Below are 17,261 nucleotides of genomic sequence, written 5' to 3'. Positions count from 1 at the left end.
CCTTTGGAGTATAATGTATATTCTAACAATAATGAAAAACATTGGAGTTGGCAATGGCATATCATTTCTTGGCTACTATCTCTGGGAATAAAAAAGATTGCTCACCAATTATTGTTGATGGGCAATCTAAATGTATCTTATTCTGTTTAACTCCAATGTTTAAGAGAGGCTAGTGGTTTAGAAAATAAGTAGACAGCCTCTAGAAGCTGCCAAAAACACATGGTCTTAATTCAAGTTTTTACGAATAAACTCCGAATCAATCGTCTCGCCGAATGCCTTCTCTAGCTGTTCAAAGACAGGCAAAAATCCATTCTTCAGGATAGCAGCAATTTCACGGTTCTTTTTCTTTTCTAAAGCCTTTCCAAGCTTGGACACTTCAGCTTGTAGCGTAGACGTCAGCTTCTGAAACGTCTTCCAATCTGACGGGCGTTCATGGCTGTTATTCACTACTTTTAACATATCATTGAGCCAATCCGCTCCACCTATCAATAGTTCAAATCGATCCCATGTATCAGCCGTAGGAACACGGTTAAAATCATCTGCCAATGTACGAAGCTCAGGAACAGCCCGTTGCAAATACTCCTCTGCTGACAAGAGAACGTCATTCATGAATTCCTTCTCCGTTTTAATGACTACATGCAGCTCTTCAATGGACTCTAATTTCTGCTCCAAAAATTCTTCATGCTCGTCATATACTTCTGTTCCATCAGCAATGAAATGACTGAAATAGAGCCCGCCTGTTACGTATTCATTTATCCGTTCAATGACTTCCTCTGCTGTTGGTATAATGTATTCAATGACTTGTTCTCCAATAATTAATTTCAAAATGATTTCCTCCATACATTCCAAGTTTATTCCTACTGTATTTATCGACAGGAATAGCCGTTAGTTAAATGATGGCTTATCTTAAGAAAATTGATACAATAAGAATATATGTTCTTTAGAAAAGGGGGGTAGGATATGTCTTTTATGAACTACATGTGCGGAAAATTATTGGGGGATGGTTGTATGACGAAGCAGGATAGAAGAAAACCGCGCTTTCAATTTATGCATCGAACAGAGGATTTTGGGTGGACATATCATTGTTATGAGCAATTAGTAAATGACATTCCAATCAATCGTCCAGCATACCGCAAAGTACTAGACAAACGTCTGTCGAAAGGTTTTTCGGAGAGCTATGTTGTCCAATCAAAGACAGATGAATTAATCACTTCATTGTATAAAATTTGGTATCCTCAGGGAAAGAAGCGCTTGCCTAAACAATGGATTCAACAACATATGGACGAGCGATCATTAGCTTGGTGGTACCAAGACGACGGTCATTTAAAAATCGTTAACGGTGTTATGCATAAAATTATTTTATCGACAGACAGCTTTACTAATGAAGAAATTGAATTTCTGAAGTGTTTGTTATGGAATAAATGGAAATTACATTTTAAAACGGATGCACAAAATCGTTTAATTCTATATGATAAATTTCAGATTCATTACTTTCTTCATCTTGTTTCTCCCTGGCTACACGAATCAATGAACAGGAAATCATTAGTAATCCAACCACTTCAGCCAATTGCTACAAGAACGACAATCTATTTACCTTCCATTTATAAAATTGAAAAACCTACAGCTGAAATAAACGAGAAGCTTAATTCACTAGTAACACTCTTTATCGATTCAACAACAAACACAGTTTGCACCAATCATATTTTCCACACTTTTCTTCAACTTCGTAGCGAACCAAAAGATATGAATAACTATCAAATTGTTATTAGAGAAGCGCACAGGCTGAATCTAGCGAGGATACGGCAACAGACTGGATTGACGATTAGTGAGTTGGTAGAGTATTGTTTTGAATGCAATTCCTTTAATAGAGCAATAGTGTTTTAAGTTTTAAAGATCAGGAAAACTATTTTTTGTCATATTATTCTTAACAAGAAAAGCAAGAGAAAAACGCGATCCGAATAACTCCGGACCGCGTTTTGTTAACCATATTAACGTAGCAATTGAAGTACGCCTTGTGGTTGTTGGTTTGCTTGCGACTTGTCCCGTTATTTCTAAACGAGGTCAGACTATATCTTCACCCTGCTAACACACAAGGGCTGGGCACTTCGAATGTTACGACTCGTAACACCCTACGGATTTCATCGTCATAGTGATTGCCTTAGACGGTATATCCTAGTCGTTGAACGTTCCCCACGGTTTCCCGACAGGGGCTTCGCTGCTGATTGTCCAATCTCTTCGTTTTTCAGGCCATCGCGTTTACCGTTTCCAGTTGCGCTGTGGCAGAAGAGCTCTTAGGAGGTTCCAGCAATTCACCCAGTCATGCTCTTAACCGTTACCAGTTAAGACGCCCGTACAACATTACCGAAGAAGTTGAAGTACTCCTTGCGGGCTTTGTTGTGCTTGAGCCAACATTGCTTGTGCTGCTTGAGTTAGGATGTTGTTCTTTGTGAACTCCATCATTTCTTTCGCCATCGTGCGAACATTAGCTTTCACTAATGACTAGACTATATCTTCACCCTTCGATTGCTCGGTAGGGGTCGGGCACTTCGGATCGGCAAGGTACTCAGTCTTGCGTTTCCTATGGGTTTCATCATCATGAGCTTACGCTTGTAGATTGTATACCCTAGTCGTTGAACCTTCTCCACTCTTTCAAGACAGGAGCTTGGCTGCTGATTGCCCAATCTCTCTTCTTTTTGACCCGTCACGCATACCGTTTCCAGTTACGTTGTGGGGAAGAAAGCTTCAGGGGTTTCCAGCAATTCACCCGATCGTACTCACTGACCGTTACCAGTCAGGACGACTGTGTCTGTCACTGCTTAGGCAGCAACTAAGACATAATCCACGTCGCGGATACGTGATTCCGCAGCAGTTAAGTTTTCAGCAGCAACAGAAGTCTGCTGAGTTGCATACTCTAGCCGATTCTGATATGAGCCAAATCTTCCGCGCTCAGATGATACAATTTTAATTGCATTATCAATAGCTGCAATTGCTTTGTTCGCACTCTCAATAGTCATTACTGCAAGATCATCTATACCCAGAGCTGCTACGCCTACATTAGTTAGAGCTATTTTAAAACTATCACCACTATTTGGACCAACCTGTACATTTAAATTCCCTTCCGAGGGAATAATATTAGTTTCAACAACAGGGGCTTTTCCACGGATGATTTCGTAAAACAAACTCGGCATGGCATTTCCAGATAAGTGGTTGATTTTATCTCCACTAGTTGGATTGGTTTGTTTAATAACTATTTTATTTGATGAATTCAACTCTGCTGTGACTTCAATATTATTACTATTGAGCTGGTAATTTATTTCATTTATCAAACTTAAAGCACTGTATGAATCTGGTCGTAGAGTAATTGATTTTTCATTGCCATTTAAATCAAAATTAAAAGTATCATTTTCTCCTTTTACAATCACTAATCCTTTGGAAAGATCCGCTTCCCCAGTTACAAACGCAGGATGGGTTTTTATTATTCCAGATTCAAGAGTCGAAGAATCTTTAACATTCCATCCGCTTACTGTACTATCAAATAATGTTGACTTTGCATTCCCACCGAAATTACCAAATGTATGCATACCATCAGCTAGGCTACTTGATTTATCTGGACTTTCGAGCGCAGTAAAATATAATCCTGTTCCATTGTTAAATGGCGGATCCGGATTTTTATAATAAATAAATTGAGCTTTAACCGGGGCTCCAACACTATTAAGTTGCGTGTTTATATGCTCCAGTAAGGTTGAATTTTCATTTTGGTCTGATTGTAAGGCTCCGTATACGGTATATTCTCCGGATGGAATACTAATTGAATAAGATTTCGAGTTCACTTCAAAGGTCAAAGTATCGTTAACGCCAAAGGTAATTGTTATTCCTGGGTTTAATGCAGGCAAACCTGATCTTGCAACCCCACCAGTTCGACTTGCATGTACTAACGTAATTAAATATCCCTCTGTACCATCTCCAGTGACATTTTCAATTGAATAATCTCCTATCGGACTTGTAAATTCCAATTTAGGTAAGCCTTCGGAATACGATGCAGTAAGAGGCACGTTATGAGCTTTCAGTTTTGAATTAAGTTCTTCAAGTAGAGAGTTGCGATTATATTGACCCGGAGGTATTTGAATTTTCGTCAACTTGCCATTCACCTGAAATTCAAAAGTATCATTCTGACCTGCAAAAACCTGAAAACTTGAGACAAGCGGATTTGGAACTGTTAGTTTAGCTGCTAAACCCTGCTGTATTATTACTTCATCAAGTGAGCTGTCCTTTACAATTTGGTTAAGGAGATTAATCCCATTAAAGTGTGTATTGTTGGCAATATCGTTAATACCCTTTTTTAATTGATCAACTTCTTGTTGAATATACAACCGGTCCTGAGAATTCAATGTACCATTTGCAGCTTCAACAACTAGCTCTCTAATCCTTAATAAACTTGGATCACTTATGTCAGAAAGCCCTTTTTCCGCAGTCATGATCAATGAAACAGCATCTTGTATGTTTTTATTTGCTTGATCCAGCCCTCTAATCTGTGCTCTCATTTTCTCCGAAATTGCTAAACCAGCTGCATCATCAGCAGCTTGATTAATTTTCAAGCCTGAAGAAAGTCTTTTTAACGAATTGGAAGCTTTTCTGTTAGTTGCATCTAGTTTATTGCTTACTTTAAGACCTAGAATGTTTTGTCTAATTATCATCATCTGCATTACCTCTAATAATATCATTTATAATATCTTTATCGGCATAATTTACAGATTTTGTAGCACTCTCAATGAAACATTGAATACTTCTGCTAAAATACACCAAAAAGAGACCCTAGCAAAACTAGAGTCTCTTTGAATAAGTCTAAAATTAACGTAAAAGTTGAAGTACGCCTTGTGGTTGTTGGTTTGCTTGAGCCAACATTGCTTGTGCTGCTTGAGTAAGGATGTTGTTCTTTGTGAACTCCATCATTTCTTTCGCCATCGTGCGAACATTAGCTTTCACTAATGACTAGACTATATCTTCACCCTTCGATTGCTCGGTAGGGGTCGGGCACTTCGGATCGGCAAGGTACTCAGTCTTGCGTTTCCTATGGGTTTCATCATCCTGGCAAGTGCTGTAGATGGTATACCCTAGTCGTTGAACCTTCTCCACTCTTTCGAGACAGGAGCTTGGCTGCTGATTGCCCAATCTCTCTTCTTTTCAGCCCGTCACGTTTACCGTTTACAGTTACGTTGTGGGGAAGAAAGCTTCAGGGGTTTCCAGCAATTCACCCGATCGTACTCTCTGACCGTTACCAGTCAGGACGACTGTGTCTGTCACTGCTTACGCAGCAGCTAAGACATAATCCACGTCGCGGATACGTGATTCCGCAGCTGTTAGGTTTTCAGAAGAAGTTCCGAGGTTGTTGATTGTGTGCTCTAGGCGGTTTTGTGTTGCACCGAGTTTAGAACGTTCTGCTGATACTGTTTCAATTGCGTTGTTAATAGTCTTAATAGCATCAGATGCATTACTTTGCGTTGAAATATTGATTCCTTTATCTTCATCAATAGTTCCCGCAGTTGCAGTAGTTGCTGCTGCTCCAACAGCTGCGGCTGTTGAAAGATCACCCGCTCCTTTTTGGGTAGCAGTTACAATCCCAGTTTTATTTAGTGCATCTAATACATCTTGCTGAGTTGCAGTAATAGCCCCTGCAGCTGCACCAGTACCAGCGGCTTGTGCTAAAGTCACTGTAATTTTACCATCTGCTCCTACTGTGGCTGTAGTTTCTTTAACTGCAGCATCGTTATTCCCTGTTTTAGCAGCAGTAAAATTAATTTCTACAGCTGTTGAAAGGTTTGAAGATACTTCAATAGCGGCATTGTTATTTAAATCTACCTTTGCTCCTGTATAGCCAATAACTTTTAATGATTCGGCATCCATATTATTTATTTTTAAATCGATAGCTTGACCTTCATTAGCACCAATATGGAATTTGCCTTCAAATCCATTTTTCCCTAAAAGGTTTTTTGTATTGAACTCAGTATTATCTGCAATACGTGTAATTTCTTGAGATAGTTGGTGTAGTTCTTTTTGTAACTCTGAACGGTCAGAATTATTGTTTGTGTCGTTTGAAGACTGAACCGCAAGTTCACGCATACGTTGAAGAATTGAGTGGGTTTCATTCAGTGCGCCTTCAGCGGTTTGAATCAAAGAGATACCGTCTTGTGCGTTTTTAGAAGCCATGTCCAATCCACGGATCTGGCCTCGCATTTTTTCAGAGATTGCAAGACCCGCTGCATCGTCCCCAGCTCGGTTGATTTTAAGACCTGAAGATAGTTTTTCTAGGTTTTTAGATGCTTGTGTGTTGTTAGCACCTAGTTGGCGGTGTGTGTTAAGCGCCGCGATGTTGTGGTTAATTCTCATTGATATTTCCTCCTTGAGTGTTTATTGGTTCACGTCCTTGTGACCCTAAATAACTTATTGCTCACGGAGTAAGAGCCGGCCGAACTCGTTACTGCCGCTTACATATTAATTATCGGTAAGATTTTGTGTTCATTTAGCTATTAAATAAAAAAGCATGACCAAATTATCGGCCATGCTAAAAAAATTAACGCAGAAGTTGAAGTACACCTTGTGGTTGTTGGTTTGCTTGTGCAAGCATTGCTTGTGCTGCTTGAGTAAGGATGTTGTTCTTTGTGAACTCCATCATTTCTTTCGCCATCGTGCGAACATTAGCTTTCACTAATGACTAGACTATATCTTCACCCTTCGATTGCTCGGTAGGGGTCGGGCACTTCGGATCGGCAAGGTACTCAGTCTTGCGTTTCCTATGGGTTTCATCATCCTGGCAAGTGCTGTAGATGGTATACCCTAGTCGTTGAACCTTCTCCACTCTTTCGAGACAGGAGCTTGGCTGCTGATTGCCCAATCTCTCTTCTTTTCGGCCCGTCACGCTTACCGTTTCCGGTTACGTTGTGGGGAAGAAAGCTTCAGGGGTTTCCAGCAATTCACCCGATCGTACTCACTGACCGTTACCAGTCAGGACGACTGTGTCTGTCTCTGCTTACGCAGCAGTTAAGACATAATCTACGTCGCGGATACGTGATTCCGCAGCCGTTAGGTTTTCGGAGGAAGTTCCGAGGTTGTTGATTGTGTGCTCTAGGCGGTTTTGTGTTGCACCTAATTTAGAGCGCTCAGCAGATACTGTTTCGATAGCGTCGTTAATAGTTTTTACCGCAGCCGACGCAGAAGTTTGTGATGATATATTAATCCCTTTATTTGGATCTACTACAGCAGTTTCAGTTGAGACAGCAACTGCTCCACCGGTTCCTACTGTCGCTAGATCCGTACCAGTTACTCCATTAGCAAACTTTGCTGATAACCCTTCTACACTGTTAATTGCTTTAAGTACATCATCTTTAGTCGCTGTAATCGCTCCTGCTGCCGCATCTCCAGCGCCACCAGTAGTCTCATTAGTACCTGCTGCTTGCGCTAAAGTGATAGTCAATGTATTTGTATCTTTATCAAAGACAGCAGTATTTGCTACAGCTGCGTTACCAGTAGCAGTGTCTGGAGTCGTTGCTGCTGCTGTATAAGCAATCGTTACTGCTTCGCCTCTTTCATTAGTTACAAGGTAATCTGTATCAATTGCAGTAGTTGATAGTTCTTTACCAACAACTTTCAATGCTTCAGCACCCATGTCATTAATTTTTAAATCAATATCTTGGCCTGTGTTTGCGCCGATATGGAATTTTCCCTCAAATCCATTTTCGCCAAGAAGGTTTTTTGTATTAAACTCTGTATTTTCAGCAATGCGAGTAATTTCTTGAGCTAATTGGTTTACCTCTTTTTGAAGTTCAGAACGGTCAGAATCATTGTTTGTGTCGTTTGAAGACTGAACCGCAAGTTCACGCATACGTTGAAGAATTGAGTGGGTTTCATTCAGTGCGCCTTCAGCGGTTTGAATCAAAGAGATACCGTCTTGTGCGTTTTTAGAAGCCATGTCCAATCCACGGATCTGGCCTCGCATTTTTTCGGAGATTGCAAGACCCGCTGCATCGTCCCCAGCTCGGTTGATTTTAAGACCTGAAGATAGTTTTTCTAGGTTTTTAGATGCTTGTGTGTTGTTAGCACCTAGTTGGCGGTGTGTGTTAAGCGCCGCGATGTTGTGGTTAATTCTCATTGATATTTCCTCCTTGAGTGTTTATTGGTTCACGTCCTTGTGACCCTAAATAACTTATTGCTCACGGAGTAAGAGCCGGCCGAACTCGTTACTGCCGCTTACATATTAATTATCGGTAAGATTTTGTGTTCATTTAGCTATTAAATAAAAAAACATGACCAAATTATCGGCCATGCTAAAAAAATTAACGCAGAAGTTGAAGTACACCTTGTGGTTGTTGGTTTGCTTGTGCAAGCATTGCTTGTGCTGCTTGAGTAAGGATGTTGTTCTTTGTGAACTCCATCATTTCTTTCGCCATCGTGCGAACATTAGCTTTCACTAATGACTAGACTATATCTTCACCCTTCGATTGCTCGGTAGGGGTCGGGCACTTCGGATCGGCAAGGTACTCAGTCTTGCGTTTCCTATGGGTTTCATCATCCTGGCAAGTGCTGTAGATGGTATACCCTAGTCGTTGAACCTTCTCCACTCTTTCGAGACAGGAGCTTGGCTGCTGATTGCCCAATCTCTCTTCTTTTCGGCCCGTCACGCTTACCGTTTCCGGTTACGTTGTGGGGAAGAAAGCTTCAGGGGTTTCCAGCAATTCACCCGATCGTACTCACTGACCGTTACCAGTCAGGACGACTGTGTCTGTCTCTGCTTACGCAGCAGCTAAGACATAATCCACGTCGCGGATACGTGATTCCGCAGCTGTTAGGTTTTCGGAGGAAGTTCCAAGGTTGTTGATTGTGTGCTCTAGGCGGTTTTGTGTTGCACCTAATTTTGAACGTTCAGTAGATACTGTTTCGATTGCATCGTTAATAGTCTTGATTGCAGTTGAAGCTGAAGCTTGATCAGAGATATCGATTCCACGGTCTACAGTTTCAGCATCTGCTAATGCAGCACCTTCAATGAATGCTTTAGCACCTTCTTTTACTACGAATCCATCATTAGTAGCATTTGCTTCAACGTCTGACAGTTTATAATAAGCACCATCAACATGTACTGCTACATTCGTACCACCTTCATCTTGCAAAACTTTAGCAGTCGCTGCAGTTGCACCATCATGAGCAAGATTGGTTACATCTGCTGCCGTATATGTTTCAAGCACTTTAAGAGTATCTGCACTCATATCATTGATTTTTAATGAGATGTCTTGACTGGAATTTGCACCAATATGGAACTTACCATCAAATCCATTTTTACCCAATAGATTTTTAGTGTTAAATTCTGTATTATCAGCGATTCTAGTAATCTCTTCAGCCAATTGGTTAACTTCTTTTTGAAGTTCTGCCCTATCTGCATCGTTATTTGTATCATTGGAAGATTGAACTGCTAATTCACGCATACGTTGAAGAATTGCATGTGTTTCATTCAAAGCACCTTCAGCTGTTTGAATTAAAGAAATTCCATCTTGTGCGTTTTTAGATGCCATATCCAAACCACGGATCTGGCCTCGCATTTTTTCGGAGATTGCTAGACCTGCTGCGTCGTCTCCTGCACGGTTGATTTTAAGACCTGAAGATAGTTTTTCTAGGTTTTTAGATGCTTGTGTGTTGTTAGCACCTAGTTGGCGGTGTGTGTTAAGAGCCGCGATGTTGTGATTAATTCTCATTGTAATTTTCCTCCTTGAGTGTTTATGGGTTCACGTCCTTGTGACCCTAAGTAAATTTGTTGCTCACGGAGTAAGAGCCGGCCGAACTCGTTACTGCCGCTTACAATATTAGTATCGGACAAGTTGGTTAGGAGTTTAGCGTTTTCAAACGTTTTTATTGAATTTTGGTTTATTTTAAGGAATGTAAGTAGCGGATTGAAAATGGATGCCGGGAAGTAATCCAGGGCATCCATTTCGAGGTATCATTGTTCTTTCTTTGTTAGTTGTGAAAAGAGAGAAGCATCTAATGTAAGTGCCTCTGTGTTTGTTTCAGTGATTGATTGGACCAGTTCCCCACGGAGTATGTCTACAGTTTTCGGAGCTTCTATGCCGATTCGAATAGTGTCACCCTTCACTTCAAGAATGTGGAGTTCTATATCGTCACCTATTTTGATGGTTTCGTTTGTTTTTCGGGAGAGGACTAACATGTTAGACTTCCTCCTTGCTGTGACCGATGACGTGTCGGGTTGTAAAACGGTTGTCGTTTAGGATCATTTGTTTTGCTGTCCGGTTATGCATTTGGAAAATGAGTGGTGCTTGCAAATTGATGGTTGATGTTTCGAAAGGCTGTTTGACTGTTAGGATGCCGAGTACGAAAAGGTCTTCTGGTTTCTCGATGTTGAGCAATTCAATTGTAGGCTCGTCGATGTCAAATGAGTAGTCTTCTACGAGTGTGTATGGGTTTGTGACGATGAAGGCTACAGCTGGTGTGTTGACAGATTGTAATACTTGGAATGTATTGTTGCCTTCTATCGGTAGTAACGAGAATGTTTTTTCGTTTTCAAAGCCCGGTAATCCTTTTGGAAAGTTCCATAGTTGGTCTTTTTGGATTTGGATAGTTCCATGGAATTTTGTTTCAATTTGCATTTCGGTCGCTCCTTTTCTGAAAAGCTACGTGATTGGTATGTAAGCAAAAAGCCACGAAGTAATCTTTACGTGACTCGTGCTACACTTGCCAATCAATCTGAATGGATGGGTATTGCTCAACATGTCCAGTGACTTTACCTGGTGTGTATGTATGGATTGGTTTATTCACTTGAACATCATGAGTTGGCTTTTGTGGTGTTGCGTTGATTGATAACGAGCCGGGTGTGATGTTCGTTTTTACTTTTAAACGATCACCAACAAAACGGATACCAATCGGTGCAGGGTCTTTTTCTGTAATTTGCTTGCTCAGTTCGGCTAATACGTTTCCGCCATTTTCGATTCGCAAGAGCTGTTGGCCTTCTTGTGCGCGTCGAGCAATGCCTTCCATTAGCTGTTGGACACCGTATTGGGCATTTTCATTTCCACGTCGAATGGGACTTTTCAAATCAAGATCCGCACGATTTTCGGTTGTATCGATTGATAGTTGAGGTTGTGTTGTTGACATTTCCAGGATGGCGGCTGGTTGTTCGATTTGTTGCGTTGCTTTTGGTTGTTCAATTTCCTGGACGGGTTTCTCGATTTGCAGACCTAATTTGCCGCGTGTTGTTTGGATTTGAAGTTGTGGGATGTTCATGGAATCACCTCGAATATAAGGGGGGAGCCTGGCACGGCCACAATTCGCTAAAAGCATGCGAATGGTGTCCATGCCAGGCACCCGTGTGTTGCTCAAAAATTGTTTATCTCAGAAAGTCCACTAACGAAGGTTGAATGATTCGCGCACCAACAGAAAGAGCTGCACGGTGAATGGATTCTTGGGTGATCATGTCCGTGATGACTTTTTCGTAGTCGATGTCTTCGTTTTCGGAGCGTTGTTTTTTCGCTGCGCCTTCTTGCATTTCAAGACGGTTGTTCATGAGTTCCCCACGATTAGAGCGCGCTCCGATGTCGGCACGTTTTGTGAGGACATCATCCATGAGTCCGTCGATTTTACCGAGAGCATCACCGAATCCTGCACCATCGTCACTCATTGTTTCAAGCTCATTAAACAAATCGTCCATTGCTTTAAATGTTTCTGCTGCTGTTGTATTAACGCGTAGCGTGACGCCGTCAAATACTTCGATTTCTACATTTTTATTGAATGCAGGGTCTGTTGTCACGTCTGGATAGGCACCATTCTCGTATAAGGGTTTATCGGTCAACGTTCCGCTAAAAATGTATTTGTCTCCAACTTTGGTATTGGCGAGATCTTGTAACTGCGTTCGCATTTGGTCAAGCTCAATTTTTATTTTTTCACGGTCTTCCGGTGTCATTGTCCCCGTGTTTGCTGCATTTGTGACAAGTTCTTTTGCACGGTGAAGGACTTTTCCGACTCCGTCTAGTGCATCATCTGAGCTATCGAGCCAGTTGTTTACTTCACCTAAGTTCTTTTGGTATTGAGCGACTTTGTCGACTGTCATCCCGTAGCCTAGGCTTTTCATGACGGTTACAGGGTCATCAGATGGACGATTCACTTTTTTACCAGAGCTTAGTTGTTCTTGCAGTTTGCCCATTTTGCTGTAGCTCGACATGACGTTTCTGAGCATGTTATTGGAAAGCATTGATTGTGTAATGCGCATTTAGTTACCTCCTAGTTACCTACCTGCTACGCCCATGCCGTTAATGATTTTGTCGAGTGTTTCGTCGACGACGGTTATCATTCGGGCGGATGCGTTATACGCTTGCTGGAATTTAATCATGTTTGTCATTTCTTCGTCTAGAGACACGGAACTGATGGAGTCACGTCGGTTGGATACAGCGCCAAGCAACGTAATGGCGTTTTTGACCATCTTAATTGATTGTTCGCCTTGTACGCCGAGTTCACCAATGACGCCTGAATAATAAGTTTGGACACTAGAGCCGTCTAATCCAGGCAATTTATTGAAAAGGACATCGCCCAGTTTTTTCGCGTTCTCTCCATTACCGACTTCAGGATCTGTTACATTTGGATCGGAAGTTGAAGCTGCTAGTTTGTTAGGATCCTTTTCAATGACACTATTAATACCAATATTGCTTGCATCGATAGGTTGTCCATCTTTGGAAACAAAGAACGCTTCGCCTGTATCCCCATTTAGGTCTTTCCCGTCTTGATGAACTGTATTAAAAGCATCCGCAAAAACATTTGCCATCTTATTCAACTTTGCGAGCATATCCGGATACAAACCTTTTGTATCCCCATTGCTATCTACATAGCCATACGAATCCGTCAGTGATTTCAACGAACCGGCATTTTGCAAATTATTGACGTTAATTGTGTTCACTTCAGCAGGACCACCTGTAAATGTGAACCTTGTCATCGGACCTTTCGGATTCCCCTCTGCGTCTGTTCCCCCATTGCCGACTGGCGATAATTCTGAGTAGGAGTCCTTTTGTACGACTGTGATGAACGGGTTTGCGGGGTCGTTCGTTTTAATTTTCACTGTAACGGTTCCTTCCGCAATCTCCAGTGCACGTCCGCCTGATTTCTCATAATCTACTTCAATCGGCATAATTCCAGCTAATTCATCTAGCAAATTATCACGTGCATCGTATAAATCGTTTGGCATGTAGCCATTGGGTTCGACTTGTGCGATTTGCTTATTCAGTTCACCGATTTGCTTTAAGATCGAGTTAACATTTTTCGTTGTGACACCGATTTCCTTGCCAAGATTGGTTTGGATTTCTGATAACGATTTATGAATATAGTTGAAGGAGTCCGCAACTGCGACTCCACGTTCTACTGCAACGGCACGTGCTCCACCGTTTTCAGGGTTAGCGGCAAGTGTTTGCAGAGACTGCCAGAAGTCGCTTAAAGATTGTTGGAGTCCGTATGCAGATGGTTCTGCTAACACATCTTCCATTTGAGAGATGGCATTTGTTCTTGATTCCCAGTAGCCGAGTTTGTTGGATTCGCCTCTGAATTGCTGGTCGACAAATCCGTCGCGGATTCGCTGAATCGAGCCTGCTTCAACACCTGTCCCAAGAAAACCAGGCATGGTCGGTGCATTCAAGCCTGCACCAGGATAACCTGCAGTCGCTTGCATATTGACGCGTTGGCGGGAGTAGCCGAGTGTGTTGGCATTACTGATGTTGTGTCCTGTTGTATATAAGGCGGATTGTTGTGTGAACATACCGCGTTTGCTAGTTTCTAATCCCATGAATGTGGAGCGCATCATGTTCCTCCTTAAGCTTGCGAGTCAAAGGTTGGTAAATCCTTCGTCTCTTTTTGACCGCTAATTTCTGTTTTTGAGTACGTAGCCGATTCCGGACGTGGGCGGACCATGTCCAGCGACAGATTCACAAATTGAAGGGATTGGTACGTCAGTTTTTGGTTCAAGTCGTTTTGCCATTTCAATTCATGAATCACATGCAGGAGACGGTCCTTCGCCTCCTCAAGCTGCTTCTTATCCGGTTCGGGTGTTGCTTCGATAATTGTTGTCATTGTTGGGCTGTTTGGAAGAGGACATCCATGTCCTTCCAAATAGGCGATGACAGCTTGTTGTCGATCTTGCTCGAGTTGTACGATTGCAGCAAGATGTGCCTGTTCGTCTTTCAGCAATTGGTTCATGCCATCGAGATCGCCGTCTTTTATGCATGCTGCTTTGTCATTTGCGATGCGGAGCAAGCTTTTATGCAGTTTTTCCAAGTTGTCGAAGATGGACAATAGTGTGTCGATGCTCATTGCTTTGCCCTGCTTTCCTATCATTATTTGTTAAAGTACTTCATCAAGTTGGAAGCGAGTTTTTCCGCATCGACTTGATACGTTCCTGATTCGATTTGTGCTTTGAGTTGTTGTACTTTCTCATTCCGTTTAGCGGTAACAGGCGATACTTCAGATAGTTGTTTCGCTTCAGACGAGATTTCAAGTTTATCTGTCTTCACTTTCGGTTGCTCCTTCGCCTGTTCCGCTTTCATTTGTGCTTGACGATACGGATTTATCGCTGGCGTATTGATTTTATTGATTTTCACTTCGCTCGCTCCTTTCAAGTAAAAGTATGTGCTTATCCTCTATTTCGGCAGATTTGTGACAACGTTTAGGGTCTTTTGAACGAAAACGGGATATATGCGTTTTGCCTTGGATGTCCTAGGGCTATTGTTCCCTTGAATACCGCAGACAAACGTTGGGTGTAAAAACAGACTGCGCCGTACAGTCTGTTTTTCATTCAAACTTTCTTTTCCGCCAAGTACGTTCCAGTATCATTCTTCGTAACGGCTTCTCTAAATTCTTGCGCTGCGTCAAATGTACGCAGTTCACTTTTCAATTCAGCTGTACACGTTTCGCAAAGTTTCCCTTTTGCCGTTAGCTTGCCGCAGTTATCGCACGGATAGCCGAGGTTCGGGAAAAGTGCCGGTTGTAAACGGCCTTTACGTACCCATTTGTGTAATAACGTTTCCGTAACGCCTGTCACTTCTACAATGCGTTCGATCGTTGCGGCACGGTTTTCACGCCTTCTAAGAAATCTGTATACTTCTTCGTATTGTTTTTCTTCGTCTTTTGCGCAATTAGCGCATACATCACGGATGCCTGTGAAGTTAAAGAAATTTCCGCATGATGGACAATCTTTTATTTCTGCCATTCTGTTTCCTCCTGATGAGTGGATTTTATGCACGTACTAATGTGACAGCTTCAACTTGTACAGCGCCAGCCTCTTTCAATACTGTAGCTGCGTGTTGAAGCGTCGTACCTGTCGTGTAAATGTCATCGACGAGTATGTACGTCTTTTGTTGGATGTCAATTCCTTCTTTCATTGCAAATAAAGGGCGCATCGCCAATCGTTCGTCTCTCGTCTTTTCGCCCATCACATCGGTATTTGTCTTAACGAGCACATCTTCAAACGGAATGCGCGCTGCATGCAACAGTTCATCGATATGGGCAAATGTCCGCTCAATTTTCTTTTGCGGATGCATCGGGATCGGCACGATAATTGCATCTTTCCGTTGCAATACCGCACGCAACGCGTCAGCAAATACCGGTGCGAGTGCAACGTCTTGCAAAAACTTGTACTGATGGATGTACGCACGCATCCCTTCGTTGTAAGCGTAGATCGAATGGATGTCTGTAATCGTTTCACTCCTATCTTTTATGTCGACACGTTTGAACGTTTTTGAACAGTCTTCACAAATTAAACTCGACTTTTCGATGGCAATAAGTGCTTGCCAACTTGGCTTAGCAATCATTTTTTCATCACAAAGAAGACAGTGCATTACATATCTCCTCCTTCATTCAACCGGCGAATTTCGTTTTTCGCTTCGTCCATCGCATACGAAATGCCGTTATGAAACAGTGTGAACTGGCCAGTTGGGTAGAGTGCGGAACGACCAACCCGTCCACCAATTTGGATCAATGCCCCTTTGTCAAAAATCGCTTGTTCCGCTCCGATAACGGCAACTTGTACATTCGGAATTGTAATGCCACGTTCTAGTATCGTCGTTGTAAGGAGACCTGGAACTTGTTGGTCGCGCAATGCTTGAACGTGTTCTTTCCGGTCTGGATGTTGCGCATGGACCGAACGAATTTGCGGATGAATCGTTTGGAATAAAGGCTCCGCTGCTTCCATTAAGCCAATGTGATGAAAGAAAAGTAGAAAGGGTTCGTTTTTAGCGATTCGTTCTTCTGTCCATTGTAGGAGTTTACGAGGTAATGTTCCTTTTTGGATTTGCTTCTCGTAGTTCCACAATGAATGAAAAACCGGCATAGGGAGTGGGTGTCCATGGTAACGACGATAGATGATTGACACGGCACCTGTCTTTTTTCGTTCGCGAAGGAGTTTGTCTGAGGGGGTTGCGGTGACAGAATGAACAGGTGTTTCAGGCTTTGCCGCTTTCATGACCGCTCGTTGAAGCGTCGCATCCGCTTTATACGGGAAAGCATCTGCTTCATCGACAAAGATGGCGTCAAACGCTTGTGTAAACCGGTACAGTTGGTGGGTTGTCGCAAGGACGAGCTGTGCTGCTTCCATTGACGGTTGTGCCCCACCATACAGTGCTTCAATGGACGTTTGTGGAAAAGCTGCGCGTAACCTCGGCTCCAATTCCAAAATGACATCGACACGAGGGGCTGCGATACCGACGCGTTTTCCTTGTCGCAACATCGCATGAATCGGTTGAAATAGAATTTCTGTCTTGCCCGATCCGCAAACCGCGTACAGTAAATGGGAAAGACTTTTGTTTTGGCTTTCTAGTAATTCGTCTGAAGCTTGTTGCTGCTTCGGCGTGAGTGTACCTTGCCATGCAAGCGTGTGGTCAGTCGGGTACATTATTGGTGGTCCAGTCCACGTAATCAGTTCAGTACATGACGATACACGCCCCATTTTTAAGCAGTTTCGGCAATACGTACACGGCCCTTCACATTTCGCGCATTGAAACGTTGTAAATCGTGACGCATCACCGTTTTCGCAACGATTGCATATGTGCCGCTTCGGTTGGAAGAGCGAGCCGTTTTCCGTTCGTATTCCTTTTATAACTGTAATTGTGCCGGCGGCGATTTGTTCATCGATTTCATGGGACGCAAAAGGGGTGTGCATGCGCAACCAAATGCGGCCGCTCAAGAAATTCCTGATTGCCGGATTCATTTGTTTCCTCATGTCGACACCCCCTTTACCA

At 42.5% G+C, this 17,261-nt stretch carries 17 protein-coding genes and 3 pseudogenes; 1 reads left to right on the top strand and 19 read right to left on the bottom strand.

Annotated elements, in window-relative coordinates:
• Positions 1–225 precede the first annotated feature (225 nt).
• Positions 226–825, bottom strand: a complete 600-nt coding sequence (locus QT711_RS05390; protein WP_317942490.1) for a hypothetical protein — start codon at positions 823–825, stop codon at positions 226–228.
• 135 nt (positions 826–960) lie between these two features.
• On the opposite strand from QT711_RS05390, the gene QT711_RS05385 reads away from it, so the two are divergent.
• Complete coding sequence (locus QT711_RS05385; protein WP_317942489.1) at positions 961–1,884, top strand: endonuclease; 924 nt, start codon at positions 961–963, stop codon at positions 1,882–1,884.
• Between the two features lie 474 nt (positions 1,885–2,358).
• On the opposite strand, the pseudogene QT711_RS05380 reads toward QT711_RS05385, so the two are convergent.
• The 18 genes and pseudogenes from QT711_RS05380 to QT711_RS05295 all read right to left on the bottom strand — a co-directional run.
• Positions 2,359–2,472: pseudogene (locus tag QT711_RS05380) on the bottom strand (flagellin); the annotation flags it as partial.
• A gap of 344 nt (positions 2,473–2,816) precedes the next feature.
• Positions 2,817–4,697, bottom strand: a complete 1,881-nt coding sequence (locus QT711_RS05375) for a flagellin (RefSeq protein WP_317942488.1) — start codon at positions 4,695–4,697, stop codon at positions 2,817–2,819.
• A 151-nt stretch (positions 4,698–4,848) separates the two neighbouring features.
• Entirely contained in the window at positions 4,849–4,983 is a 135-nt protein-coding gene (locus QT711_RS05370; protein WP_398295665.1) for a flagellin, read from the bottom strand.
• Between the two features lie 321 nt (positions 4,984–5,304).
• Positions 5,305–6,384: a flagellin N-terminal helical domain-containing protein gene (locus QT711_RS05365; protein ID WP_317942487.1), complete on the bottom strand. Its 1,080-nt coding sequence runs from the start codon at positions 6,382–6,384 to the stop codon at positions 5,305–5,307.
• Between the two features lie 184 nt (positions 6,385–6,568).
• A pseudogene (locus QT711_RS05360) lies at positions 6,569–6,682 on the bottom strand (flagellin); the annotation flags it as partial.
• Between the two features lie 342 nt (positions 6,683–7,024).
• Positions 7,025–8,143, bottom strand: coding sequence for a flagellin N-terminal helical domain-containing protein (locus tag QT711_RS05355; RefSeq protein WP_317942486.1), 1,119 nt, complete (start codon positions 8,141–8,143; stop codon positions 7,025–7,027).
• Positions 8,144–8,327: 184 nt separating this feature from the next.
• Positions 8,328–8,441: pseudogene (locus tag QT711_RS05350) on the bottom strand (flagellin); the annotation flags it as partial.
• Positions 8,442–8,783: 342 nt separating this feature from the next.
• Entirely contained in the window at positions 8,784–9,737 is a 954-nt protein-coding gene (locus QT711_RS05345) for a flagellin N-terminal helical domain-containing protein (RefSeq protein ID WP_317942485.1), read from the bottom strand.
• Positions 9,738–9,979: 242 nt separating this feature from the next.
• Positions 9,980–10,204, bottom strand: a complete 225-nt coding sequence (gene csrA / locus QT711_RS05340) for a carbon storage regulator CsrA (RefSeq protein WP_317942484.1) — start codon at positions 10,202–10,204, stop codon at positions 9,980–9,982.
• Between the two features lies 1 nt (position 10,205).
• Positions 10,206–10,643 carry a flagellar assembly protein FliW gene (gene fliW / locus QT711_RS05335; protein WP_317942483.1) on the bottom strand — a complete coding sequence of 146 codons (438 nt, stop codon included), beginning with the start codon at positions 10,641–10,643 and terminating at the stop codon, positions 10,206–10,208.
• Positions 10,644–10,722: 79 nt separating this feature from the next.
• A complete protein-coding gene (locus tag QT711_RS05330; RefSeq protein ID WP_317942482.1) occupies positions 10,723–11,373 on the bottom strand; it encodes a DUF6470 family protein in 651 nt (216 codons plus the stop codon).
• Positions 11,374–11,380: 7 nt separating this feature from the next.
• Positions 11,381–12,259, bottom strand: a complete 879-nt coding sequence (gene flgL / locus QT711_RS05325) for a flagellar hook-associated protein FlgL (RefSeq protein WP_317942481.1) — start codon at positions 12,257–12,259, stop codon at positions 11,381–11,383.
• A gap of 15 nt (positions 12,260–12,274) precedes the next feature.
• Positions 12,275–13,831: a flagellar hook-associated protein FlgK gene (gene flgK / locus QT711_RS05320; protein WP_317942480.1), complete on the bottom strand. Its 1,557-nt coding sequence runs from the start codon at positions 13,829–13,831 to the stop codon at positions 12,275–12,277.
• Positions 13,832–13,842: 11 nt separating this feature from the next.
• Positions 13,843–14,340, bottom strand: a complete 498-nt coding sequence (locus QT711_RS05315) for a flagellar protein FlgN (protein WP_317942479.1) — start codon at positions 14,338–14,340, stop codon at positions 13,843–13,845.
• Positions 14,341–14,363: 23 nt separating this feature from the next.
• Positions 14,364–14,627, bottom strand: a complete 264-nt coding sequence (flgM, locus tag QT711_RS05310; RefSeq protein ID WP_317942478.1) for a flagellar biosynthesis anti-sigma factor FlgM — start codon at positions 14,625–14,627, stop codon at positions 14,364–14,366.
• 194 nt (positions 14,628–14,821) lie between these two features.
• Positions 14,822–15,235 carry a TIGR03826 family flagellar region protein gene (locus tag QT711_RS05305; RefSeq protein ID WP_317942477.1) on the bottom strand — a complete coding sequence of 138 codons (414 nt, stop codon included), beginning with the start codon at positions 15,233–15,235 and terminating at the stop codon, positions 14,822–14,824.
• A 25-nt stretch (positions 15,236–15,260) separates the two neighbouring features.
• Complete coding sequence (locus QT711_RS05300; protein WP_317942476.1) at positions 15,261–15,863, bottom strand: ComF family protein; 603 nt, start codon at positions 15,861–15,863, stop codon at positions 15,261–15,263.
• Positions 15,863–17,242, bottom strand: a complete 1,380-nt coding sequence (locus QT711_RS05295; RefSeq protein WP_317942475.1) for a DEAD/DEAH box helicase — start codon at positions 17,240–17,242, stop codon at positions 15,863–15,865. The genes QT711_RS05300 and QT711_RS05295 overlap by 1 nt, the downstream gene beginning before the upstream one ends.
• Positions 17,243–17,261: the final 19 nt, after the last annotated feature.

Origin of the sequence: Sporosarcina saromensis (genome assembly GCF_033253735.1) — a bacterium.
In the GTDB taxonomy this organism is placed as follows: domain Bacteria; phylum Bacillota; class Bacilli; order Bacillales_A; family Planococcaceae; genus Sporosarcina; species Sporosarcina saromensis.
The sequence above is the reverse complement of the archived record's forward strand: the minus strand, read 5'-3'. Positions and strand labels throughout refer to the sequence as shown.